The organism is Desulfurispora sp., from assembly GCF_052744395.1.
Genome location: NZ_JBRAJI010000029.1, coordinates 14,363 through 38,107 on the forward strand (window position 1 = coordinate 14,363; position 23,745 = coordinate 38,107).

At 55.8% G+C, this 23,745-nt stretch carries 24 protein-coding genes, 4 tRNA genes, 1 pseudogene and 1 riboswitch; of the genes and pseudogenes, 21 read left to right on the top strand and 8 right to left on the bottom strand.

Annotated features, from left to right (window positions below):
* The first annotated feature begins 33 nt into the window (after window positions 1–33).
* The 17 genes from ACUVTU_RS08820 (at window position 34) to ACUVTU_RS08900 (ending at window position 15,035) form a co-directional block, all read left to right on the top strand.
* Complete coding sequence (locus tag ACUVTU_RS08820; protein ID WP_445889599.1) at window positions 34–759, top strand: Stp1/IreP family PP2C-type Ser/Thr phosphatase; 726 nt, start codon at window positions 34–36, stop codon at window positions 757–759.
* Window positions 746–2,038 carry an FtsW/RodA/SpoVE family cell cycle protein gene (locus ACUVTU_RS08825; RefSeq protein WP_445889600.1) on the top strand — a complete coding sequence of 431 codons (1,293 nt, stop codon included), beginning with the start codon at window positions 746–748 and terminating at the stop codon, window positions 2,036–2,038. Before ACUVTU_RS08820 ends, ACUVTU_RS08825 begins: the two co-directional genes overlap by 14 nt.
* The gene (locus ACUVTU_RS08830; RefSeq protein ID WP_445889601.1) at window positions 2,035–3,468 is read left to right on the top strand and encodes a peptidoglycan D,D-transpeptidase FtsI family protein; all 1,434 of its coding nucleotides are present in this window, start codon (window positions 2,035–2,037) and stop codon (window positions 3,466–3,468) included. The genes ACUVTU_RS08825 and ACUVTU_RS08830 overlap by 4 nt, the downstream gene beginning before the upstream one ends.
* A complete protein-coding gene (locus tag ACUVTU_RS08835) occupies window positions 3,465–5,297 on the top strand; it encodes a protein kinase domain-containing protein (protein ID WP_445889602.1) in 1,833 nt (610 codons plus the stop codon). The genes ACUVTU_RS08830 and ACUVTU_RS08835 overlap by 4 nt, the downstream gene beginning before the upstream one ends.
* Before the next feature lie 33 nt (window positions 5,298–5,330).
* Window positions 5,331–6,218: a ribosome small subunit-dependent GTPase A gene (gene rsgA, locus ACUVTU_RS08840; RefSeq protein ID WP_445889621.1), complete on the top strand. Its 888-nt coding sequence runs from the start codon at window positions 5,331–5,333 to the stop codon at window positions 6,216–6,218.
* Window positions 6,218–6,877, top strand: a complete 660-nt coding sequence (gene rpe, locus ACUVTU_RS08845; RefSeq protein ID WP_445889603.1) for a ribulose-phosphate 3-epimerase — start codon at window positions 6,218–6,220, stop codon at window positions 6,875–6,877. Before rsgA ends, rpe begins: the two co-directional genes overlap by 1 nt.
* A 42-nt stretch (window positions 6,878–6,919) precedes the next feature.
* Window positions 6,920–7,045: an RCKP-type rubredoxin-like domain-containing protein gene (locus ACUVTU_RS08850; protein WP_445889604.1), complete on the top strand. Its 126-nt coding sequence runs from the start codon at window positions 6,920–6,922 to the stop codon at window positions 7,043–7,045.
* Window positions 7,046–7,114: 69 nt separating this feature from the next.
* On the top strand, window positions 7,115–7,531 hold the full coding sequence (locus ACUVTU_RS08855) for a chemotaxis protein CheW (RefSeq protein ID WP_445889605.1): 417 nt from the start codon (window positions 7,115–7,117) through the stop codon (window positions 7,529–7,531).
* A gap of 122 nt (window positions 7,532–7,653) precedes the next feature.
* Entirely contained in the window at window positions 7,654–8,289 is a 636-nt protein-coding gene (locus tag ACUVTU_RS08860) for a CBS and ACT domain-containing protein (RefSeq protein WP_445889606.1), read from the top strand.
* A gap of 44 nt (window positions 8,290–8,333) precedes the next feature.
* Entirely contained in the window at window positions 8,334–8,969 is a 636-nt protein-coding gene (locus tag ACUVTU_RS08865; RefSeq protein WP_445889607.1) for a TrkA C-terminal domain-containing protein, read from the top strand.
* A 345-nt stretch (window positions 8,970–9,314) separates the two neighbouring features.
* A complete protein-coding gene (gene mtrB / locus ACUVTU_RS08870; protein ID WP_445889622.1) occupies window positions 9,315–9,575 on the top strand; it encodes a trp RNA-binding attenuation protein MtrB in 261 nt (86 codons plus the stop codon).
* Window positions 9,576–9,598: 23 nt separating this feature from the next.
* On the top strand, window positions 9,599–9,790 hold the full coding sequence (locus ACUVTU_RS08875; RefSeq protein ID WP_445889608.1) for a glutamate decarboxylase: 192 nt from the start codon (window positions 9,599–9,601) through the stop codon (window positions 9,788–9,790).
* 18 nt (window positions 9,791–9,808) lie between these two features.
* Entirely contained in the window at window positions 9,809–10,771 is a 963-nt protein-coding gene (gene pfkA, locus ACUVTU_RS08880; protein ID WP_445889609.1) for a 6-phosphofructokinase, read from the top strand.
* 13 nt (window positions 10,772–10,784) lie between these two features.
* A complete protein-coding gene (gene pyk, locus ACUVTU_RS08885; RefSeq protein ID WP_445889610.1) occupies window positions 10,785–12,536 on the top strand; it encodes a pyruvate kinase in 1,752 nt (583 codons plus the stop codon).
* 58 nt (window positions 12,537–12,594) lie between these two features.
* Window positions 12,595–13,197 (top strand): DedA family protein, encoded by a 603-nt coding sequence (locus ACUVTU_RS08890; protein ID WP_445889611.1) that lies wholly within the window; start codon window positions 12,595–12,597, stop codon window positions 13,195–13,197.
* A 38-nt stretch (window positions 13,198–13,235) separates the two neighbouring features.
* Window positions 13,236–13,790 (top strand): O-acetyl-ADP-ribose deacetylase, encoded by a 555-nt coding sequence (locus ACUVTU_RS08895; RefSeq protein ID WP_445889612.1) that lies wholly within the window; start codon window positions 13,236–13,238, stop codon window positions 13,788–13,790.
* Window positions 13,791–13,907: 117 nt separating this feature from the next.
* Complete coding sequence (locus tag ACUVTU_RS08900; RefSeq protein WP_445889613.1) at window positions 13,908–15,035, top strand: HD-GYP domain-containing protein; 1,128 nt, start codon at window positions 13,908–13,910, stop codon at window positions 15,033–15,035.
* Between the two features lie 5 nt (window positions 15,036–15,040).
* Here the strand turns inward: ACUVTU_RS08900 and ACUVTU_RS08905 are convergent, their stop codons facing one another.
* The 8 genes from ACUVTU_RS08905 to ACUVTU_RS08940 form a co-directional block, all read right to left on the bottom strand.
* A complete protein-coding gene (locus ACUVTU_RS08905; RefSeq protein WP_445889614.1) occupies window positions 15,041–15,787 on the bottom strand; it encodes a UPF0280 family protein in 747 nt (248 codons plus the stop codon).
* Between the two features lies 1 nt (window position 15,788).
* Window positions 15,789–16,190: an NIL domain-containing protein gene (locus ACUVTU_RS08910; RefSeq protein ID WP_445889615.1), complete on the bottom strand. Its 402-nt coding sequence runs from the start codon at window positions 16,188–16,190 to the stop codon at window positions 15,789–15,791.
* A 38-nt stretch (window positions 16,191–16,228) separates the two neighbouring features.
* The gene (locus ACUVTU_RS08915) at window positions 16,229–17,431 is read right to left on the bottom strand and encodes a homocysteine biosynthesis protein (protein ID WP_445889616.1); all 1,203 of its coding nucleotides are present in this window, start codon (window positions 17,429–17,431) and stop codon (window positions 16,229–16,231) included.
* Window positions 17,432–17,528: 97 nt separating this feature from the next.
* A riboswitch (SAM riboswitch) is annotated at window positions 17,529–17,664 on the bottom strand.
* Window positions 17,665–17,719: 55 nt separating this feature from the next.
* Complete coding sequence (sigK, locus tag ACUVTU_RS08920; RefSeq protein ID WP_445889617.1) at window positions 17,720–18,430, bottom strand: RNA polymerase sporulation sigma factor SigK; 711 nt, start codon at window positions 18,428–18,430, stop codon at window positions 17,720–17,722.
* Window positions 18,431–18,556: 126 nt separating this feature from the next.
* A tRNA-Gln gene (locus ACUVTU_RS08925) sits at window positions 18,557–18,631 on the bottom strand.
* A 5-nt stretch (window positions 18,632–18,636) separates the two neighbouring features.
* Window positions 18,637–18,722, bottom strand: a tRNA-Tyr gene (locus tag ACUVTU_RS08930).
* 6 nt (window positions 18,723–18,728) lie between these two features.
* Window positions 18,729–18,804: transfer RNA gene (locus tag ACUVTU_RS08935), tRNA-Glu, on the bottom strand.
* Window positions 18,805–18,818: 14 nt separating this feature from the next.
* Window positions 18,819–18,896 (bottom strand) — tRNA-Pro (locus ACUVTU_RS08940).
* Between the two features lie 132 nt (window positions 18,897–19,028).
* On the opposite strand from ACUVTU_RS08940, the gene ACUVTU_RS08945 reads away from it, so the two are divergent.
* The 4 genes and pseudogenes from ACUVTU_RS08945 to ACUVTU_RS08960 all read left to right on the top strand — a co-directional run.
* Window positions 19,029–20,189, top strand: a complete 1,161-nt coding sequence (locus ACUVTU_RS08945; protein ID WP_445889618.1) for an alkaline phosphatase family protein — start codon at window positions 19,029–19,031, stop codon at window positions 20,187–20,189.
* Window positions 20,190–20,489: 300 nt separating this feature from the next.
* On the top strand, window positions 20,490–21,260 hold the full coding sequence (locus tag ACUVTU_RS08950; RefSeq protein WP_445889619.1) for an ATP-binding protein: 771 nt from the start codon (window positions 20,490–20,492) through the stop codon (window positions 21,258–21,260).
* Window positions 21,261–21,362: 102 nt separating this feature from the next.
* Window positions 21,363–23,378 (top strand): anaerobic carbon-monoxide dehydrogenase catalytic subunit, encoded by a 2,016-nt coding sequence (gene cooS / locus ACUVTU_RS08955; protein ID WP_445889620.1) that lies wholly within the window; start codon window positions 21,363–21,365, stop codon window positions 23,376–23,378.
* A gap of 27 nt (window positions 23,379–23,405) precedes the next feature.
* A pseudogene (locus ACUVTU_RS08960) lies at window positions 23,406–23,745 on the top strand (acetyl-CoA decarbonylase/synthase complex subunit alpha/beta); the annotation flags it as partial.

Sequence of the window (23,745 nt, forward strand, 5' to 3'; positions counted from 1 at the left end):
TGGCAGCAATCCGGGGAAAAATGAGGTGGGGTTATGATCTGCACCTGGGGACAGGCGACACATACAGGTCTGGTGCGGGGTCACAACGAGGACGCCCTGTTGGTGGAACCGGAACTGGGTCTGTTTGCTGTGGCTGATGGTATGGGTGGCCACCGCGCCGGGGAGGTGGCCAGCCGGTTGGCGGTGGATGTGCTGGCTGCGGTGATGAAAGAGAAGCAAGATGTCATACTGCCCGACAGGCTGTTGCTGGCGGCGGAAACGGCCAACCGGGAGATTTATTCATTGGGAAGGGCCAACCCGCAGCTGTCCGGCATGGGCACCACTCTGACTGCCGCCTGTCTGTACTACCCCCGGCTGTTTTTTGTGCATATTGGTGACAGCCGGCTCTATCTGTGGCGCCGGGGTACGCTGCAGCAGCTCAGCCGGGATCACACACTGGTGCAGGAAATGGTAGACCAGGCGCTGCTAACCCCCCGGCAGGCCGAGCAGCACCCCCGGCGCAATGTGCTGTTGCGGGCGCTGGGTACCGCTGCGCTGGTACAGCTGGATTGCGGCATGTACGAGGTGGGGCGGGGGGATCGCCTGCTCATCTGTTCGGATGGACTGTTCAGTGATCTGGGCCAGCAGGGCCTGAGCGATGTGCTGGCCGCTATCGCCGATCCCCAGCGGGTAGCCGACTGTCTGCTGGAAAGGGCTCTGGCCGCCGGGGGCAGCGACAACATTTCCGTGATTGTGGTGGACATATATGGTCACGGTTAAGAACCGGCGCCGGCAGGAACAGGCGTTGCTCGGGTGGGCAGGGCTTTTCTTGCTGGCAGGCGGCCTGATCCTGTTTTTACTGCACCGGTCGGAAGGTCTGCGCCTGTTACTGGGCGGAACGCTGGCCTGGGGAGGCTTTCTCCTCCTCAGCATGATCTTCAGCCTGACCGGCCGGCGCTTTGACCAGTGCCTGCTGCCGGTTACGGCCATGCTCTGCTTTTGCAGCCTGGTGTTCCTCTATCGCCTGCAGCCTGCCTACGCTTTTCGGCAGCTGGTCTGGCTGGGCGCGGGACAGGTGGCTCTGTTGCTGACGGTGGTGCTGCGCCGCTATTATCGCCAGCTGGCCGATTATATGTATGTGATGGCTCTATTGGGCACGGTATTTTTGTTGTTGCCCATTTTTTTCGGCATCGAACAGGGAGGCAACAAAAGCTGGCTGGATTTTAAATATTTTCAGGTACAGCCATCCGAGTTCGTGAAAATTTTGCTGGTACTCTTTCTGGCGGCCTTTTTGTCGGAAAACCGGTTGGTCAAGTCCAGTGACCGGCAGCGCGGGCGGTCCCGGATGGGAATGGCTGACTTGCGGGACCTGGCTCCCCTGCTGGCCATGTGGGCCGTCTCGCTGCTGTTGTTGGTCTTTCAAAAAGATCTGGGTACGGCGTTAATCTATTATGTCACGTTTCTTTCCATGGTTTATGCAGCCACTTCACGTCTTTTGTATGTTCTGGGGGGTATACTGCTCTTTTTGGCCGGCGGGGTGGTCAGCTACCACTTGTTCGGCCATGTGCAGCAACGGGTGGCCATCTGGCTGCTGGATCTGGACAGCCTGTCCCAGATCAGTGATGTTTTTTATCAAAAGGCTTACCAGGTTCTGCAGGGGTTGTATGCCATGGCGGCCGGTGGCGTGATCGGGGTGGGGCTGGGTGCCGGGCAACCGGGCTACATCCCTTTCGTGCATACCGACTTCATTTTTGCAGCAATAGTTGAAGAAATGGGCCTGGCCGGGGGCCTGGGTATTTTAACTCTGTATCTATGTTATATTTACACCGGCTTTACCATAGCCTTGAGGGCGCGGGACAGCTATTCCTCCCTGCTGGCAACCGGTCTTACGGCGTTGATGGGGTGGCAGTGCCTGATCATTATCGGTGGCGTGAGCAAAGTGCTGCCGCTTACCGGCGTTACCCTGCCTTTTATCAGTTACGGGGGTAGTTCGCTGGTGGCCAATTTTATCATCACCGGCCTGCTGTTAAACATATCCCACGAGGCGGTTGGCCCATGAAAAAAAATATCGAGATTCTGGGTAAATTTCTGCTGCTGCTTTTCAGCGGCATGATGCTTTACCTGGGTTACATCTGTTTGTACCAGGGCCCGCAGTTGCAGGTGGACAGACATAATCCCCGCCTGTATACTGCGGAAAAACCCATCTGGCGGGGTACAATTTTCGACCGCCGCGGCCGGGTGCTGGCCGAGGACAGGATGGTGGGCGGGGTAAAAAGAAGAGTCTATCCGGCCGGGGAGGTTACGGCGCATCCCCTGGGTTATGTCAGCCCCCGCTATGGCCGGAACGGACTGGAGGCGGTTTGGGACAGGTATTTGCTGGCTTTAGACGACCAGGGCCGGTGGCATAATAAATTAGCGGCTTTTCTGGGCCGCCCACAGCGGGGCTATCAGGTATATTCCACCATCGATCTGGATTTGCAGCGGAAAGCGGCACGCTTGTTGGGCCAGCGCCGGGGGGCGGTGGTGGCCATCGACCCTTTAACCGGTCGCATACTGGCCATGGTTTCCAGCCCGTCCTTTGATCCAGTGCACCTGGAGCAGTATTTCCAGCCTGCTACCGGCAGCTCGTCCCAGGCCCGTTTGGTGAACCGGGCTGTGGCCAGCCTGTATCCGCCGGGTTCCACCTTCAAAATTGTCACGGCGGCCGCGGCTCTGCAGAAGCAACCGCAGCTCTGGGGAGAGGAATTTTTCTGCCGGGGCAGTCTGAACGCCGGCGGGTACCTGCTCAAAGAACAGAAAAGCCACGGCCGTCTGGATTTTGCCGGAGCGCTGGCAGTTTCCTGCAATGTGGTCTGGGCCCGGCTGGGTATGCAGACCGGTTATGCGGACCTGAAACGTACGGCGGTAGCTCTGGGCTGGCAGGAATTCAACTACCGGACTCCCCTGGCGGAGAGGCTGGTCCAGTTGCCCGACCTGAGCTACCTGCCGGGCGTATTACCGGAAAAAGTGGATGCTGCGGAGCTGGCCGCCAGTTCCATCGGGCAGGGACGCGTGCTGGCCAGTCCACTGCAGATGGCGGTGCTGGCCGGGGTTGTTGCTGCCCGGGGCAGACTTTATCAGCCGCATTTTTTGGCTGCTGTGACCGACCAGAAAGGGAAAATAATTGTTCATGAAGAAATTAAAGAGCTGGGCCGGCCGCTGACCGAGGATATTGCCGGCCGGCTGGCGCTGGCTATGCAGCAGGTGGTTCAGTCGGGGACCGGTAAAAAAGCCCGGTTGCCCGGCATGGAAATAGCCGGTAAAACCGGGACGGCCGAAAATGGACAGGGTCTGCCGCACGCCTGGTTTGTAGGTTTTGCACCGGTGCAGCGGCCGCAAATCGCCCTGGCCGTACTGGTGGAAAACGGTGGCGGGGGAGGAGAAGTAGCAGCACCACTGGCAGCACAATTATTCGCCAGTTTTCTGGCCAACGGGGGTGAAGGCAGTTGATCGGGCTGCTGCTGGGCAATAGATACGAGATTCTGGAGCAGCTGGGCGGGGGCGGTATGGCTGTCGTGTACAAGGGTAAAGACACCCTGCTGGACCGTCTGGTGACAATTAAAGTTTTGCGTCCCGCCTATGCCGCCGATGAGCAGTTTCTGGTGCGTTTCCGGCGGGAAGCTCAGGCTGTGGCCAGATTATCCCACCCCAACATTGTATCAATTTATGATGTGGGTTTTGATGGCGGTTATCACTACCTGGTAATGGAATACGTGGATGGGGAAGATTTGAAGAGCATCCTGCGCCGGCAGGGCCGGATGGTGCCGGCGGTGGCCGCGCGCATTGTGGCTGATGTAGCCCAGGCTTTGCAGCATGCGCATGAAAATAACATTGTGCACCGTGATATCAAGCCGCACAATATTTTGATTACCCGTCAGGGAAGGGCCAAATTGACCGATTTCGGTATTGCCCGGGAAACCGACGGGGGAGTTACGGTCACCCATAGCGACTCCATTCTGGGATCGGTGCATTACCTTTCTCCCGAACAGGCGGAAGGTCGTCTGGCCGGCCCGGCTTCGGACATTTATTCGCTGGGAGTGGTACTTTATGAGCTGATCACCGGCAAGGTCCCTTTCACTGGCGAATCACCCATTGCCGTGGCCATCAAGCATATCAGTACCCCCCCGCCCCCCCTGGAAGTGCCGGGAGGTCAGGTTTCCGGTCTATTGCCGAAGATTGTGGGCCGATGTTTGCAAAAAGATCCGGATTTGCGTTACCAGAAGGCCGGTGAATTGCTGGAGGACCTGCACAGTTTCTTGGCTGCTCCGTCTGCTCCGGAGGCGGCAGCCGATCCGGAGGAGGCTACCGTGGTCTTGCCCCGCCCGGTGCCGGCCCCAAAGCGGCGTGCCGGGCGGCGCAACTGGGCTTATGCAGCGCTGCTGCTCATGCTGCTGCTGGGAACCGCTGTGTGGTGGGGTTACCAGCGGCTGTTCCTGGTTCCCGAAGTGATTATGCCCCGGCTGGTGGGCCTGAGTCTGGCGCAGGCCCGGGCCCAGCTGGCGGACAAGGGCCTGCGGGCCGAAGTCAGGGAGCAGTTCAGCAATACGGTACAGCAGGGGTACGTGATGGAACAGGATGTGGAACCGGGCACCCCGGTAAAAAAGAACCGGGTGGTGCTGCTTACGGTCAGCCGGGGACCGGAAAGCATCAAGGTGCCCGATCTCTACCGCCAGAACCTTCAGGAAGCCCGGATCACGCTGGCGCAAGCGGGTCTGGAGCTGGGAGAGACGCGTTACGCGTTCGATAATCTGGTGGAGGAGGGCCGCATCATCGGGCAGGAGCCCCGGGCGGGCTCGACTGCTCTGAAAGGAGACCGGGTGACGGTTTATTTGTCCAAAGGTCCGGAAAAAGCGGCGGTAAACTTGCCCGACCTGCGCGGTATGTTTCTGGAGCAGGCCAAAAGTACGCTGGCCGCACAGGGTCTGCAGGTGGCCGGTGTGCAGCAGGAAGAAAGCAGTGATTACCTGGCCGGACAGGTGATCCGCCATGACCCCCCGGCAGGCAGCCGGCTGTCCGCCGGAGATAGCGTGCAGCTGGTGGTTAGCTCAGGACCCGGTCCGGCTCCCCGGGAGGCGGTGGTATCGGTCAGCCATATACCCAACGACGGGCAACTGCATGAAGTACGTATAGTGGTTGATGACTTAAGGGGTACTACCAATGCTTTTGTGGACACTGTAGCGGGTGGCCATAAACTGGAAAAGTCTGTTAAATACTGGGGTAAAGCCACTGTTAGAGTTTATGTGGATGGCCAGCAGGTGGCGCAGCAACCTTTACCATAAAACTGGGAAGACTTCCGGAGTGAGTTTGCTTTGGTGGGAGGCGGTATTCTGGTACAGGGAACTGTGCTCAAGGCGACAGCCGGATTTTATTACGTGCATGACGGCCGAAAAGTTTGGGAGTGTTCCCTGCGGGGCAAGTTTCGCCTGACCGGGACTACTGTGCTGGTAGGAGACCGGGTAATGCTGCAGCCCCGTCCGGAAGGCACCGGGCTGATTGTGGATGTCCTGCCGCGGGCGAACAGTTTGCTTCGCCCCCCGGTGGCCAATGTGGAGCTGGCCGTGATTGTCCTGGCCTGTGCCCATCCTGATCCATCCCTCCTCTTACTGGACCGGATCCTGTTGCAGGTAGCCGTGGCCGGGGTGCAGCCGCTGATTTGTTTTAACAAATCCGATCTGGTGGAGCCGGCCGAATTTGCTCCGGCCCGCATTTACCGGGAGGCCGGCTACAGGATCTTTTTTACCAGTGCGCTGCAAAGGCAGGGCATTGATGCACTGGCCGAGGCGCTCTGTGGACGCATAGCCGTACTGGCCGGCCCGTCCGGAGCCGGCAAGAGCTCTTTGCTCAACGCGCTGATCCCCGGGCTCCAGCTCAAAGTAGGTGCAGTGAGCAGCAAGCTGCAGCGGGGCCGGCATACCACCCGGCATGTGGAACTGCTCGGCCTGCCGGCCGGGGGATGGGTGGCCGATACGCCCGGTTTTTCATCACTGACCCTGCCAGAGTTAAAAAAAAGCGAACTGGCACCTCTTTTCCCGGATCTGCATCGCTTCAGCCAGCACTGCCGTTTTCGCGGTTGCCTGCACGTGCAGGAACCGGAATGTGCCGTCCGGCAGGCGGTGCAGTCCGGGGAGGTGTCCGAGCTCAGATACAGACATTATTTGCAATTCCTGCAGGAGATTGCGGAACAGGAGAGAAAATATTGATGCATTATGCAATAGCACCATCGATACTGTCGGCCAATTTTGCCAACCTGGCGCATGATGTCGGGCTGGTGGAAAAAGCGGGCGCGGAATATCTGCATATTGACGTGATGGACGGGCATTTTGTGCCCAATATCACCATCGGGCCGGCGGTGGTGGCGGCACTGCGCCCGCACAGCAAAATGATTTTCGACGTGCATTTAATGATTGAAAAACCGGAAAAATATATCCAGGATTTCGCCCGGGCCGGTGCCGATTTGATCACGGTGCATGCCGAGGCTACCGTTCACCTGCACTCCCTGTTGCAACAAATCAGGGCGACGGGTTGCCGGGCCGGTATAGCTTTGAACCCGTCCACCCCTCTGGAAGTACTGGACTATGTGCTGGAGCTGACCGATCTGGTCCTGGTAATGACGGTGAATCCCGGTTTTGGGGGGCAGGAATTTATTTCGGCTGTACTGCCCAAAATCAGCCGTCTGAAAGAGAAGCTGCAGGCAGCCCGGTGCAAGGCTCTGATCCAGGTGGACGGCGGCATTAATGTGCGGACGGCGGCGGCAGTGGCCCGGGCCGGAGCGGACATTCTGGTAGCCGGTTCGGCTGTTTTCGGGGCGGCTGATCCGGCAGCGGCCATAGCTCAAATTCGGGAAGCGGCGCGGAGTTAAAGGTGTTCATGTAGTAATGTCTGCTGTCAGGAGGTGAGCGAGATGGCGGTGTTCAAATGTTCCCAGTGCGGGGAAATAATGGAAAGCCGGTGCAAGCCGGGCAAGTGCAAGTCCTGCGGTGCGCCCAAGGAGGATTTGCAAAAACAGGAACAGCCCAAGAAAAAATAGTTGTTTGTTTTATTTGTTTACAATATTATTTTTTTAGGGACAGGTTAATTTTTGCAGGAGGTGGGTAATATGGGCGGGTTGGAAGAACAGCTGGTTATATTCCAGTTGAATGACCAGCAATATGCTTTGCCAATTCAAGAAACTCAGGAAATTATCCGCATGACGGCCATCACGCAGGTGCCCAATACCAGGCATTATGTGGAGGGTATCATTAATTTGCGCGGCAGCATTGTGCCCGTGATCAACCTGAACAAGCGGCTTTCTTTACCGGTTAAAGAGTACGATGAAAATACCCGGATTATTGTGGTGGAGCATGCCGGCCAGAAGGTGGGCATGATCGTGGACAATGTGCTGGAAGTGGGACGTTACACTGGCGATGAACTGGAGCCACCGGCTGTGGCCGGTGACGGGGTGGAGTTTTTGCGCGGCGTGGTCAAGAAGCAGGACCGCTTGTGGCTTTTGCTCAACCTGGCCAATGTGCTGTGATATTGGGTCGGCTAGGCCGGCCTTTTATTTTTAACACAGGGAGTTTGCTTGAAAAAGGTTTATACTGTAAGATTAAGATATTGAAAAACGCCAGTGTATGAAAAAGAAGGAGGGATAAAGCCATGTTCGTGCGCTACTGCATGACTCCCAACCCGGTAACCATCAAGCCCGATACGCCCATTTTTGAAGCGCTCAATATCATGAAAAAAAATAATATTCGCCAGCTGCCCGTGGTGGATAAAGCGGGTAACCTGGTGGGTATTGTGACCGAAAGAGAGATTTTGACGGTTTCTCCTTCTCCTGCTTCCACTCTGAGTATCTATGAGATGAATTACCTGCTTTCCAAAATGCTGGTCAAGGATATTATGAACCGCCAGCTGGTGACGGTGTCTCCGGATTTGAATATTGAAGATGCGGCATTGATCATGCGGGACAGGAAAATCGGCAGCCTGCTGGTACTGGATAAAGAGAACCTGGTGGGAATCATCACCCAGACCGATATTTTCGACGCTATGCTCAGGGCTTTCGGCATCCGCAAGGCGGGCACGCGCATTGTCATCGAAACCGAAGACCGGGTGGGTGCTCTGGCCGAACTGCTGCAGATAGTCAAAGAACACCGGATCAATGTCATTGGGGTGGCCAGTCTGGAGAAACCCGATCGGATGGTGCAAATCATGCTGCGGCTCAGCACAGCGGATGCCAGTGAACTGGTGGACGATATTAAGCAGAAAGGTTTTCATGTAATTGCGGTTAGCTAAATCCATCTGCTGTTACAGCTGTGATAGAGGGAGTTCGAGCTGTTATGCTGGATGAGCACGGTAACCACTTGATGGCCCGCTATGTCAGTATTGCTATGGACATTGCCACCCGGATCATGCGCGGTGAATACCGGGAGGGTCAAAAAATATTCGGCCGCTCCACTCTGGCCGGCAAGTACAATGTCTCTCCGGAAACCATCCGCCGTGCCCTCACCCTGTTGCAGGACACGGGAATTGTGCATGTTTCCCCCGGAGTAGGGGTGGTGGTGCGTTCCCAGAAGGCGGCCGAGGCTTTTTTGGCCGAGTGCGGTCAGAAGGAAGTGCTGCGGGGGATGCAGGAAAAACTGCATGCCCTGCTCCGGCAACGCGATGAGCTAAATGAGGAAATTGACCGGCTGATGCACGAACTGCTGGATTATACCATGAAAATGGTGGGGCGGTTGCGCCGTCTGGACGAAATCCGGGTGCTGCCCTTTTCACCGCTGGTGGGCAAATCGCTGGCGGAAGTGGATTTTCGCAGCAAGACCGGTGCTACGGTGCTGGCTATTTTTCGCCAGGGGGAGGAGATCTATTCTCCCCGGGCCGATACGGTAATCCAGGCGGGAGATGTGCTGCTGGTGGTCGGTCACCCGGAAAATAAAGAACAGCTTTTCAGTCTGGTGGAGCCCCCCCCAGGTTGAATCTTGATAAGATAGCTTTTTTTACCTGGAATGGGTTCTCATGTATAATTCCATCACCTGCGGGTTAAATATAACAATAAATCCCACTTTATTCTGGCAGGAGTGATGGACATGGGATTTAAGGATTTTGAGAACAAAGTGAAAAGCGTGCAGGAGGGCCGGGATGAAAAACACCGGCAGGCGGTACAGCAGAGTATAGCTGCCCCGTCGACCGAAAAAGAGGAAGAGTAATTTATTGATGGTAAAATAATAGACCCTGCGACTGGTTGCGGGGGCTATTTTTTTGCAGCTTGCTAAATAAGGGCGGTTGTGCTATGATACCGCTGGAAAAAGGAGATTGAGGTGATGGGCATGGGTGAGAAAAGCAGGCTCGGGAGCGAATTTCCCCCTGAAGTAGCCGGTGATTATGTGGCGGTCAAGGCGCTGGAGAACGGCGTGACCATTATCGGTTTAACCAGGGGAAAGGATACCCGCTTTCACCATACGGAAAAGTTGGACCGGGGCGAAGTGATGATTGCCCAGTTTACAGAGCACACCAGTGCGATCAAAATCCGGGGCCGGGCGGAGATATATACCAAGCATGGCTTGATCAGGACAGATGAATAAGTGCTCGGGGGAGGGGAGGAGGCGTGTGGACAGTGGTGCATATTGCGCCCAACAAGAAAGAGGCCCAGCGTATGCTGCAGTACTTGACCAATGAGGGTTTTCTGGTCAAGGTGAGGCCGATCACTCTTCATGCCGATGGCGATAATACACCGGTGGAGATTCTGGTGCCGGAGTCTGAAGTGGAAGAAGCTCTGGAGATGATCAGTCAATATTAAGGGCCGGGGGTGGCAGGTGTGCAGCGGTTGGGGGTCTTAACCAGTGGCGGGGATTCCTCGGGCATGAATGCGGCCATTCGGGCCGTGGTGCGCAAAGCGATTTATCACGGCCGGGAAGTAATGGGGATCATGCGCGGGTACAACGGACTGATTGAAGGCGATCTGCAGCCCATGAATCTGGGGTCGGTGGCCGATATTATTCACCGCGGCGGCACCATCTTGCATACCGCCCGATCCGAGCTGTTCAAAACGCCGGAAGGGCGGGCTAAAGCATTTGCCAGTATGCAGCGTTTCGGCCTGCAGGGGCTGATTGTCATCGGTGGGGACGGTTCCTTCCGGGGAGCGCTGCAATTCAGCCAGGAGTACAACATCCCGGTGATCGGCATACCCGGGACCATTGATAATGATATTTTCGGTACGGATTATTCCATCGGATTTGACACGGCGGTCAATACAGTGGTGGACGCCATAAATAAAATTCGCGATACGGCTACATCGCACGAGAGAACTTTTATCATTGAAGTGATGGGCCGGGATTCGGGCTGGATTGCCCTGACCGCGGGACTGGCGGGGGGAGCGGAAACCATCCTCATCCCGGAAAAACCCCTCAGTATTGATGAGCTTTGCGACAAGTTAATGCGCGGTTACAAGCGGGGAAAACTGCACAGCATTATCATTGTAGCGGAAGGAGCGGCCAGCGGTTTGGAGGTGGGCCGCCAGATCAAGGAAAAAACCGGTTTTGATACCAAAGTGACCATACTCGGCCACCTGCAGCGGGGCGGGACGCCCACTGCTTTTGACCGCAACCTGGCCAGCCGGTTGGGGGCGGCGGCGGTGGATTTGCTTCTGGCCGGCGAGAGCGGTAAAATGGTGGGAGTGATCAGTGGCCGGGTGGTGGCCACTGACCTCCAGCAGGCGGTGCAAAAAAACCAGCTAATCGATCTGGATATGTACACACTGGCAGACATTCTATCGATTTGAAGGAGTGATGCGCTTGCGACGCACCAAGATTGTATGTACCATTGGGCCGGCCAGTGAACGTGTTCCCACGTTGATCCGCATGATCCGGGCCGGCATGAATGTGGCCCGGCTTAATTTTTCCCACGGTACACATGAGGATCATGCCCGGCGGATTGCGGCGGTGCGGGAAGCGGCGGCCAAAACCGGGCAGAATGTGGCCCTGCTCCTGGACACCAAAGGCCCGGAAATCCGCCTGGGCTATCTGGAGCAGGAAAAAGTGCTGCTGGAAGCGGGCCAGAAGGTTGTCCTGACCACGGAGGAAATCAAGGGTACGGCGGAAATGCTGCCCGTTACATATAAAGGACTGCCCCGTGATGTGATGGAAGGAGATACTATTTTAATAGCTGACGGTCTGATTGAACTGCGTGTTACTGGAAAAAGCCGCAAGCAGGTGGAGTGTGAGGTGATCAGCGGCGGCGAAATTACCTCGCAAAAGGGGGTAAATTTGCCCGGGGTCAATGTCAACCTGCCTGCACTGACCGAGCGGGATGTGGATGACATCCTCTTCGGGATCAAGCAGGGGATGGATATTATTGCCGCCTCTTTTATCCGCAAAGCCAATGACGTGCTGGCCATCCGGCAGATTGTGGAGGAGTCGGGAGCCGACCTGGACATCATCGCCAAGATTGAAAGCCGGGAAGGCGTGGCCAATGTGGATGAAATTATCAAAGTGGCGGACGGCATTATGGTGGCGCGCGGCGATCTGGGGGTGGAGATCCCGGTGGAGGAAGTGCCCCTGGTGCAGAAAAAGATCATTGAAAAGTGCAACCGGGCCGGCAAGCCGGTGATTACAGCCACCCAGATGCTGGAGTCCATGATTCAGCACCCCCGCCCCACCCGGGCGGAAGCCAGCGATGTGGCCAATGCTATCTTTGATGGTACCGATGCCATCATGCTCTCCGGTGAAACCGCGGCCGGCAAATACCCGGTAGAGGCGGTGCAGACCATGGCCCGCATTGCCGAAAGGGCGGAATCATCTCTGCAGTACGACGAGATTCTACGCCGCAAAGCTGTAGCGCTGGCCCGTACCGTGACCGACTCCATCAGCCACGCTACCTGCACCATTGCTGCCGACCTGGACGCGGCGGCCATTATTACTTCCACCGAGACCGGCTATACGGCCAAGATGGTCAGCAAATACCGTCCCAGGGCGCCGATTATTGCGGTCACGCCCGATCCGGCGGTACTGCGCAAGCTGGCACTGATCTGGGGGGTGCAGCCCCTGCTCATGCCCCGGGTGCTGGATACCGACAGCATGATTACAGCGGCCATCCAGGCCTCGCTGGACAGCGGCTATATCAGTCCTGGCGACCTGGTGGTGATTACTGCCGGTGTGCCGGTGGGAGTGCACGGCACCACCAACCTGATCAAGGTGCACACGGCCGGAGACATTCTGGCCCGGGGCACCGGGATCGGGCAGAAGGCGGTAACCGGTGTGGCCAGAATCTGCCACAGTGTCAAGGAAGCACAGGAAAGGCTGCAGCCGGGAGACATATTGATTACCGAAGCTACCGACCGGGAATATATCGGCATATTGGACAGAGCGGCGGCTTTGATTACCGAGGTGGGGGGGCTGACCTCCCATGCCGCAATTGTGGGGCTGGAATTCGGTATTCCTACGGTAGTGGGAGTGGAATGTGCCACGGCCCTGATCCAGGACGGGGAGGTCATAACAGTGGACGGCCAGCGGGGACTGGTCTACCGGGGTCAGGCCAGAGTGCTGTAATAAGCGACATGCAACAAATCACCTCGGCGTGGTTAACCTAAGCGCAGAGGTGATTTTTTTGCTGGCACGGGTGACTGATTATCTGACTGAATTTGGCTGGCTGGCCCTGTTTCTGGGAGCGGTGATCGAGTCGCTGGGACTGCCCTTTCCGGGCAGTGTGATGATGGTTTTCGCCGGTGTGCTGATCGGTCGGGAGAGTTTGGGCTGGCTGGCCGCCGTGCTGGCCGCCGTGGCCGGTTACAATGTAGGTGGCGGGATCGCTTATTTCCTGGGCCGCTTTTTAGGTCACCCGTTTCTGACAGGGATGGTGAAGTTTTTCAGGATCACTCCCGAACAGCTGGAGCAGGGCTTTTATTATATGCAGCGTTCGGCCGGCTACTACATTGTGCTGGGCCATTTTTTGCCCATGCTCAGCAATCTGACGCCCTATCTGGCCGGGGTGAGCAGGGTGCGGGCCAGCGTGTTTTTTTTATACAACAGCGCTTTTGCCCTGATCTGGTCTTTTATCTACCTGGGGGCGGGCTATTTTTTTAGCAGCTACTGGGAAAGAGCGGCACGATTGTTGCAGCAACACTTATATAAGATTGTCGGGCTAGGACTGATATTGTATATTATGATTGTATACTTATTCAAAAGATCCAGGGTGTTCATGAAAAAATAAATTTGCATTTTAGCGAGGTGAACCAGGTGGTACAGTTTATGGTGGGGCAAACCCGGGTGATTCTATTGCAGGGGGATATTACCACCCAGGATACACAGGCCATTGTTAATGCCGCCAACAGCCGTCTGGCCGGTGGCGGAGGTGTGGACGGGGCCATTCACCGGGCCGGTGGCCCGGAAATTATGGCCCAGTGCGACGAGATTAGAGCCCGCCAGGGTGGGTGTCCGACCGGGCAGGCCGTGCTGACTACCGGAGGACGGCTGAAAGCGGCCTATGTAATTCACACTGTGGGACCGGTCTGGCGGGGCGGTGCTCATGACGAAGACCGCCTGCTGGCCAGCGCCTATCAAAATAGCCTGCGCCTGGCGGTACAGCACGGGATCAGTACGGTGGCCTTTCCGTCCATCAGTACCGGTGCCTACGGCTTTCCCCTGGAGCGGGCGGCTGCGGTAGCTGTGCGGGCGGTGGAGGAATTTCTCCAGGAACACTCTCTGCAGGAGGTGCGCTGGGTTTTGTTCAGTCAGCGTGACTATCTGGTCTACCGGCAGGCCTGGGAGGAGCGGGGTTACCGGCAGGAAAATAATGTCGAATAAAGTCAGTTTTGGTGCAGCAAATTTTGCAAGGGGAGCCAGTTTCATGGATGATAGATGGTATAATGGTAAACAGTATTGTAATCTTTTCGTTACACATTTTGTATTGAGGTGAAAGGCTTGCGCCGCGTACCTGTAACAGCCCTGCATGCGGGAATGAAAATAGCTCGCCCGGTGTACAGCGCTGGTGGACAGATGCTGCTCAGTGCCGGCCTGGAGCTGACCGAGCGGTATATCGAGCGTCTTAAGAGGCTGGGCATCAACTTTGTTTATGTGGAAGACGGGCTTTTGCCTGACCTGATCGTGGATGACGTAATTCGCGATGAGACCAGAAGCCGGGCGCGTACCCTGGTGCGGGAACTGTTGCAGACGGCACCGGGCAAAAGGGGGGATATCAAGAGGTGCCTCCTGTTAAGCCGGGAAATCCAATCTGTGGTGGAACACATTATTGATGAATTGCTCGGCAATAAAAATTTAATCCTGGACATGATGGACATTCGCACGCACGACGACTACACCTTTGCGCACAGTGTCAATGTCGGCGTGCTGTCCGTGATGGCGGGACTGGCCATGAAAATGTCTCGGGACCGGCTGGTACAACTGGGCAAGGGGGCTATGCTGCACGATATCGGCAAAATTGATGTACCGCTGAGCGTTTTGAACAAACCGGGCAAGTTATCGGAGGAAGAGTTTGACCAGATCAAGAGACACTGTCATGTAGGAATGCAGATATTAAAGCACAGCGGTTATGTGAATATTGTGGAGGCGGCGGTAGCCCTGCAGCACCACGAGCGGTATGATGGCAGCGGTTATCCAGTTGGTCTGAAAGGTGAACAAATTCACTTGTTTTCGCGAGTTGCGGCCGTGGCCGATGTCTACGATGCCATTACCTCCGACCGGGTCTACCGGCCGGCCTTTCCGCCCCATGAGGCTTATGAGCTGCTGGCCGCCGGAGGCGGCAGCATGTTTGATTATGAAATTGTGCGCATATTTACGCACATTATCGCTCCCTATCCTCTGGGCACCGTTGTGGAGCTGAGCAACGGAGAGATTGCTGCCGTGGTGGAAAATATCCCTGGATATAATCTTTATCCCCGGGTCAGGGTACTATTCGACCCCGGCGGGCAAAAGGTGGAGGAGCAGAGGGAATATTTTCTGGCCCGGCAGCGGGATATTGTTATTCGTCAGGTGGTTGACGATGTTGTTCGTCATATCAAAGCAAGGACGGTGTCCAACAGTACGGGATGAGGTCATCAGCCCGGCAGCGGGCACAGCCTGACCAATCCTTTAACTGCCAGCTGGGTGCCCAGAACAATCAGGGCTCCACTGATGCCGGGTATGTTCAGGGCAAAATCCAGCGCTTTCTCCAGATCCGCTGCCGTTTTGACCAGGTTGCCGGTGGCAGTGGCCACGGCATCGGCCAGGGGCGGATCGGGGGAGATGATCACTACGGCGTCGGCCGTGCCCAGGCTCAAGGAGTGGCCGACAGTGCCGGACGAGGTACAAATACCCAGGGGCCCGTCCTGGGGCTTTATTTCCAGGGCAATGCGGTTGCTCAAGGGGGAATTGCCGGCAAATACCGCAATGCGCCGGGTACGCCTGGTGCGGACAAAGATGTCCCCACCATTCTCCACGATGACATCGCGGCTGTATTTGCCCAGGAACAGGCCGGTCTGCCAGGCTATGGTTCCGGCCACGGCGGCCATCGGGCCCACCCCGGCCCGGGCGGCGGCGGCGGCCATGCGCTGAGCAATGGGGGGAGCCCATTCCGGAGGCTGGTAAGGATCTAAGGTGCGGGCGAAAAAAGGGTCCTTTTGGAGATATTCTTCCAGAGGAGAGCGGCAGGCTATGACAGCCTGCCGTGTTTTTTCCGGAAGCCATTTTTGAAATGATTCTTTGCGCACACCTATATCCAGGTCGGTTTCCCGCACCTGAACGGTGAAATGCAGTAAATCGGAGGACTGGTGCAGTTGCCGGTAGGTGCGATGGTAGTACGTCATCTTACAGGCGTACCTCCATAGCTTTCACCGGGCAGGCGCGCACGCACAGCTGGCAAACCACGCAGTCATCACTGTTGAAACATACAATCATTTCCGGGCGCTGGATGTGCAGGGCGCCGGTGGGACAGATGGCGGTGCAGGCGCCGCAGGAGGTGCACTTTTCTTCATTGCGCACTATTTCCTGGGTCAGATCCTGGACCACAACGCCGCAGCTGCGCAGGTAATCCAGCCCCCGGTCGTACTGTTCGCCGGTCAGCTCCAGGACCATGGTGCCTTCTTTTTGGGGGTTGACGTTCGCTTTAACAATATTTACCATCAAATCATAGTCTTTAACCAGGCGGTAAATAACTGGTTTGTTGGAAATGTCGGGGCCAAAGCGCAGCACTATTTTTCTGGGCGACATCGGGCTTTCTCCTTTCTACTGTTCTCCATTGCTACCGGTTATTTGTTGGCCTGCAGCGGCTTGCCGCTCAGACCGGCCTCCGGTCCGGGCAACAGTTGTACCGGTTCGGTTAGCTGGAAACGACCGCTGGTGATCCATTCTTTCAGGATGCCGGCAATCTTTCTGGCCCGGGGAATGCTGGACAGGGGGGCGGTGGGTACTTCGCGTCCCTGTACAGTGATCTTGCCCGTTTTTAGTTCGGCGTAACTGACATAACCCAGGTTGCCGGGCTGCCGGTTGGGATAGGCGTCGCTATAGTCCACGATGGGGGCGTAGAGTTCCCGGTCCGTGGCTGCGGCGTACAGGGTGATTTCCTCGTTCAGAAGGGGAATGGGCACACCAATTCCTACGGACAGAGTGGCTCCGTAGCCCAGATAGCTGGTGCCCACCAGCCATTCCGGGCTCATTTGTTTTAAATCGCCAATGACGGCCAGAGTTCCCCCGGCCGGCCCGCAATCATTGCCGGCGCTGTCTTTCTGTATGGACGGGAAATGCTGGGTGCCGTGCCAGGCCACATAGCCAATCCCGCCGCCCAGGAAAATACGGGTGCCTATGCCGATGGTTTTGAAATGGGGATCTTTGAGCAACGGGCTGAGCTGTCCCGCTGTGGAGTAATGCGCGTTGCCCAGATTGGGTTTGAGCATGCCCATATATGTATATATGGTCTTGTTGCCCAGGTTGACCGCGCAGTTATAGTTCTGGTAAGCATTGCGCGGGTTGAAAAGGATGGCCTCGTTGATGTCGCTCAGGGTGATGGTGGTTTCCAGCTGCCGGCGGGGGTAGCAGTCGGTACCGTAGCTAAGTGCTTTCAGTTTGATTGGTTTGCCGGCGACCAGATCCTGAAGGACATGCCCGCCGCCGTAGCGGAATTCGCCCGGGTAATTGCTGTTTAAGGGGTCATCTTCCGGCAGTTCGGTGGCTCCGATATAGGCATCCACAGCGGCAATGCCGGCATAAGCGGGGACGCCGTTCAGCCAGACTTTTTGCATTTTCATCCGCGGCTGGGAATGGCCGAAGTTCAGGAAAGCGCCCGAAGAGCACATGGGGGCAAATGTTCCCGTGGTGACCACATCTACTTCCCGGGTGGCGCGGCTGATGCCTTTTTCTTCCACAATTTGAATCAGTTCTTCTGCTGTGACCACCACAGCTTTACCGGCCTTAATCTTGGCATTAATTTCGGCATAGGTCTTCTCCAGGCTCATGTCAAAATCCCTCCCAGATCCCGTGCTCTTCCCGATTGCTCATTAGAGAATAAAAAAACCTCTTTCTGATGAAAAGAGGTTGGCAAAAATGCTTTTCCTCTTATCTCTCAGAAGAATAAAAGAAATATTCTCCTGCAGGAATTAGCACCATGCTCGCACTGCCTGCCTGGTGGCTCGCGCCAGCTGGTTGCCGGGCTTCATCGGGCCAGTCCCTCCGCCGCTCCGGATAAGAGCACTTCATCGTTATTAAATTACTGCCATTTAGTTTAGCAACTGATTCCCGGTTTGTCAATGCAATAAATTCACCCTGCTGAGATGTTCCATCAGGCGCTGCAGGGCGCGCTTTTCAATGCGCGAAACATATGATCGGGAAATGCCCATTTTTTGCGCGATCTCGCGCTGGGTGAGACACTCTCCATTGGTCAATCCGAAACGTAGCGCCAGTACCTGTTGTTCCTGGAAGGGCAGTTCGGACAGTTTGTTCCGGATGATTTCCCGGGTAACGCTGGTGTTGATTTGCTCGGGTACGCTGTCGGGCGGCGTTCCCAGAATATCGATCAAGCATAATTCATGTCCTTCTTTATCCTGGCCGATGGGATCATAAAGGGAGCATTCATGACGCTTTTTCTTTTTGCTGCGGAAGTACATGAGTATTTCATTTTCAATGCAGCGGGAAGCATATGTGGCCAGGCGGGTGGTTTTGTCCGGCCGGTAGGTGTTGATAGCCTTGATCAGGCCAATGGTGCCGATAGAGATCAGATCGTCGAATTCTTCGCTGCGATCATCAAATTTCTTGATAATGTGGGCGACCAGACGCAGGTTGTGTTCAATCAGGAGCTGTCTGGCCTGCTGGTTGCCCTGCAGCGCCAGTTCCAGATAGGCCTTCTCTTCCTGTTCATTCAGTGGTCGGGGAAAACTGTTTTGAGCAATATGAGAGACCAGCATTACCAGACCGTGCACCAGGGACAGTAAAGCCAGTGCCCACACCCCAGCCAGCATAGATTTCCCTCCTCGGAAATTCGCCTGAAAAAGGTTTTATATTATATGATCCGGAGGGCGGGGTGCGTGCCTGTACCGGGCAGAAAAATAAGAACATCGCCCCGGGGCGATGTTCAGGTTGGATGATGGCTGGGGCGGCTGGATTCGAACCAACGCATGGCGGGTCCAAAGCCCGCTGCCTTACCGCTTGGCTACGCCCCAATTGCTGGTGGAGGGGGCAGGATTCGAACCTGCGAAGGCGTCCGCCGGCAGATTTACAGTCTGCTCCCTTTGACCACTCGGGAACCCCTCCGGATGTTGGTGACCCCTACGGGATTCGAACCCGTGTTACCGCCGTGAAAGGGCGGTGTCTTAGACCGCTTGACCAAGGGGCCGCTTGTCTGGCTGGTGGTCGGGATGGAGGGATTTGAACCCCCGGCCTCCTGCTCCCAAGGCAGGCGCGCTAGCCAAACTGCGCCACATCCCGGCTGTTAACATGCAAATGTAATTATATCTAATGCTGCATTCCCCGTCAAGGGGTGCGGGGGCAAAAACAGTCATAAAAGCTCTGCCTCCCTCATTATAGTATTAAAGGGAAAAATATGGAGGTGATCCGGCGATGAACCGAAGATTATTCAGAGGTAGACCGGTGTTTGGGATGTTGCTGCTGTTTTTCCTGACCCTGGGGCTGGGAGGAGGAGCCTCAATAGGCAGTGCCGAACCGGAAAAAAGCCCAGAACAGGGAGTTAGTCCCGTGGCTATCACCAGGCAGATTATCTGGATAGCTATTGATGGACTGGATGCAAAACTCTTTGGCAGCATTGCTGCCCCCAATCTAAAGGGGCTGGCCATGTCCGGTACCCAGGTCGAGTATATGATTGGTCACGAACCGGATCGTACCGCCGAGCAATTGTTTTCACTGGTCAGCGGTGTGCTGCCAGTTCGGCACGGTTTCGGAAGCGCCAACCGGCAGGCTACTGTGCCCACCGTGCTCAATCTGCTGGAAAAGCGGAAGAATGCCACAGTGGTATTTGATGCCACCGGTGAACTGCGGGGCGGTATCTCCGGTATCAGCGGCTATTTCCCCGGGCCCTACCAGTCCAATGAAGAAATGGTCAGTGAAATAATCAAATACCTGGAGGCCAGGCAGCCTTTTATGAGTTTTATTGTGCTGCGCGGACCGCAGGACGGTGATAGTGCGAGTCAAAAAGTAAAGTGTCTCACCGAGTTGGATAATCAAGTGGGGCGGATTTTGAGCTATTTGCACCGGCAGGGAACCTATGAAGAGACCATGTTGATTGTTTGCGGAGTTACGGGGCGCAGCCCGCTGATTCTGAAAGGTAAGGATTTTAAAGCCGGTTATGTCTCTCCGCCGGTCACCAATATTGATTTGGCACCCACCATAGCTTATCTGCAGGGTCTGAGCGGACAATTCGACGGGCTGGTGTTGTGGCACGTGCTTAGCCCTTCTCCCCAGAGGCAGGAAACATACACTTTGAGCGAGCGGGTGAAAGACCTGAGCCGGGCCTATGTCCGTTTGCTGGAGGATGTGGGCCGCCTGGAAAAGCAAAAATTGCAAATCAAAGAGGAACAGCTGGCCTTGCAGGCGGAGAAGGAATCCATCAAGCAGATGATTGCCCGGCGTGAAGCAGAGATTAAAAAATACCGCTATTATCTGACGGTAGGAAAGCTGCTCTTCTTCGCCTTTGTGCTGGCCTTCCTGCTGCTGCTGTGGTGGCAGTATAAAAGATTGCGCCGTAAATATTTGTTCTGGGATTAGGAATAATATTGTGAAATTTCACAATGTCTAAATTTTCTTTGGTTCAGAATTTTTTATTTTTTTGGGGCAGGAATTTTATTGTGGCTGTCGAAAATACTTATTCAAAATTTTATAAATAGTTTTGTTGACTGTGCCGCAATGTTTTCCATAAGTAATTTTATTTGCATGTGGAAGTAACTCGGGCAGGCAGGAAAAGCAAGCTTTGTGTAGAATGTAACAAAGATATATGAACTATATAAAAATAATATAGTGAATTTTGAGATGTAGCAAAAAATTTAGCATACTTCGGGGTGATATCTTTTGAAGCTGGCCATATCGGGCAAGGGCGGAGTGGGCAAGACCACCATCGCCGCCGCGCTGATCAAGTCGTTTGCCGAAACCTCCCGGGTGGTTTACGCTATTGATGCCGACCCCGATGCCTGCCTGGCGGCGGCCATCGGCATACCGGAAGACCGGGCCTGGAGGATCAAGCCGGTGGTGGAGATGCGGGACAAAATCAGGCAGGTGAGCGGGGAGGGGGCATTTTATACACTAAATCCCAGCATCGACGAGGAGACAATCAAGGAATATTCCTATCAGCTGGGTAATATCAGGTTTTTGCGCATGGGTGATGTCAAGAAGGGCGGCTCGGAGTGTTACTGCAGGGAGAATACATTCCTGAGCGCGCTTATTTATGCCCTGTTGCTGGATCGCAACGACGTGGTGGTTATGGATATGGGAGCGGGTATCGAACATCTTTCCCGGGGCACCGCCCGGGGAGTGGATATGATGCTGGTGGTGGTGGAGCCCAGCCGCAACAGCATCAATACAGCCCGCAATGTGATCAGTATGGCGCGCGACCTGGGAATTAAGAGAGTGAGGATTATCGGCAATAAGATTCGCCAGGCCGCGGAAAAGGACTTTATTGAAACCAGCTTTCCGCCGGGTGATGTGCTCGGTTTTGTGGAATTCAGCGAAGCGATCTGGGAAAACTCTATCAAGCCCGTACCTGTGACAGCGGAGGAAGGACTGCTCAGTGGCATGCGGGAGGTTAGAGAAAAGATTTTGGGTGAGGCAGGTGGTGCCGTTTAGTATTGGAGGGAGGGAGAGTTGGCCTTAAAAATGACCGGTTTGCCCGGCCGGTCGTTAACTGGTTGTGTGTTAACTAATTGAACAATTGAGGAGGTTAAAGCAATGCCAAGGTTTAGCGACCCCAGCCATACCTGCCGGCCATCCGATGCGCCGCGGGTTGTCGATCCCAAATCTGTCAAGCGCACCATTGACCCCGGCGTTCTGGAAATGATTGATATTGCCAAAGAACGGGGTATGATCACCGCTTTTGACCGGGCTGTGGCCCAGCAGCCCCAGTGTCAGTTCGGCTATAAAGGAATCTGCTGCCGTTTTTGTATGATGGGTCCCTGCCGGATTAAGGCTGACGAAGGCCCGGGCAGCAAGGGTATTTGCGGTGCCTCGCATTGGACCATCGCCGCCCGCAGCACCGGCCTGATGCTGCTCACCGGAGCGGCCTCCCACAGTGAACACGCCAGTCATATGGCCCACACCCTGCTGGAGGCTTCCGAGGGGCACGCTCCTGATTATACCGTGAAGGACAGACAGAAACTGTACAAGGTTGCTCAGCGCATTGGTATCCCCAGCGAGGGACGTTCCGATATGGAAATTGCGCACGATGTGGCCAAGGCGGCGCTGGAGGACTACAGCCGCCTGAAGGGCTTCGGCGAGTCCACCTGGGTGAAGACCACGGTTACGCCCGGTCGCCTGGAGAAATTCCGCACTCACGACATCATGCCTCACGGTGTCTACAACGTTATTTCCGAACTGGTTACCCAGGCCCACGTGGGTATGGACAACGATCCGGTCAATATTATCTTTGCCGCTCTGCGGGTGGCTCTGGCCGACTATGTGGGTATGCACGTGGGTACCGACCTGTCCGATATTCTGTTCGGTACCCCCCGTCCGGTGGTCAGTGAGGCCAACCTGGGCGTAATTGATCCCGAATATGTGAACCTGGTGCTGCATGGCCACAACCCCATCCTGTCCGAAATCATTGTTCAGGCGGCCCGGGAACTGGATAGTGAGGCCAAAGCGGCCGGTGCCAAGGGCATCAAGCTGATGGGTATTTGCTGTACCGGTAACGAGGTGTTGATGCGCCACGGCGTGCCCATTGTGACCTCCTTTGCCTCCCAGGAATATGCCATTGCCACCGGCGCCATTGATGCCATGGTGGTGGACGTGCAGTGCATCATGCCGGCCATTCGTAATGCTGCCGAGTGCTTCCATACCAGAATTATTACCACTTCGCCCATCGCCAAGATTCCGGGCGCCTATCACATTGACTACCAGACCACCCGGGCGCTGGATAACGCCAAGACGGCGGTACGCCTGGCCATTGATGCCTTTAAACTGCGTGACCCGAACAAGGTGCATATTCCCCAGGTGGTCAACAAGGTTATTGCCGGTTGGAGCCTGGAGGCGCTCTATGAGCTGTTCGCGGCAGTTAATCCGGAAAAACCGGTGCGGGTGCTGGTGGATGCCATCCTGAGCGGTGAACTCAAAGGCGTGGCCCTGATGGCCGGCTGCAACAACCTGAAGCGGCCCCAGGATGACAGCCACATCACCATTATCAAAGAACTGCTCAAGAACGATGTTTTTGTGATCGGTACCGGTTGCGCCATGCAGGCCTGCGCCAAACTGGGCTTGCTCGCTCCTGAAGCCGTGGAGTATGCGGGCGAAGGTCTGAAGAAATTCCTGGCCAGACTGAGCGAAAAATCCAACCTGAGCACACCTCTGCCGGCGGTCTTCCATATGGGCTCCTGCGTGGACAACACCCGTTGCTCCGACCTGCTGATGGATATGGCCAATGAAATGGGTGTGGACACGCCCAAGGTACCCTGGGTGGCCTCGGCTCCCGAAGCCATGTCGGGCAAGGCCGTTTCCATCGGTTGCTGGTGCGTGGCTATGGGCATGCCCGTCCACGTCGGTTCCATGCCGCCGCTGGAAGGCAGCGATCTGATTTACTCCATCGTCACCCAGATCGCCAGCGACGTGTATGGCGGATACTTCATCTTTGAAATGGATCCTGCCATTGCGGCCAAGAAGATGCTCAGTGCGCTGGAATACCGTACCTGGAAACTGGGTGTCCATCGCAAGATGGCCGAGGAATTTGAAACCAGCCTTTGCCAGAATTACTAATGCACGGGGTTGAAAGGAGGAGAAACCATGTCTGAGCAGCTCAATTTCGATCAAATATTCGAGGGCGTTATAGAGCCGGGCAAAGAGCCCAAAGCGCTTTTCAAATCAGTGTACAACGGTACCATTACCGCTCTCAGCTATGCGGAAATTCTGCTCAATCAGGCTATCCGGGAATACGGTGCCGACCATCCGGTGGGCTATCCCGACACTGCCTACTACCTGCCCGTCATCCGCTGCCTGAGCGGTGAAGAAGTGAAAACTCTGGGCGACCTGGTACCCATTTTGAACCGCATGCGGGCCGCGGTGCGGGAAGACTACCGCGATTTCGCCAACGCCCGCAAGGCCGGCGAAGCCACCTGGTATGCCG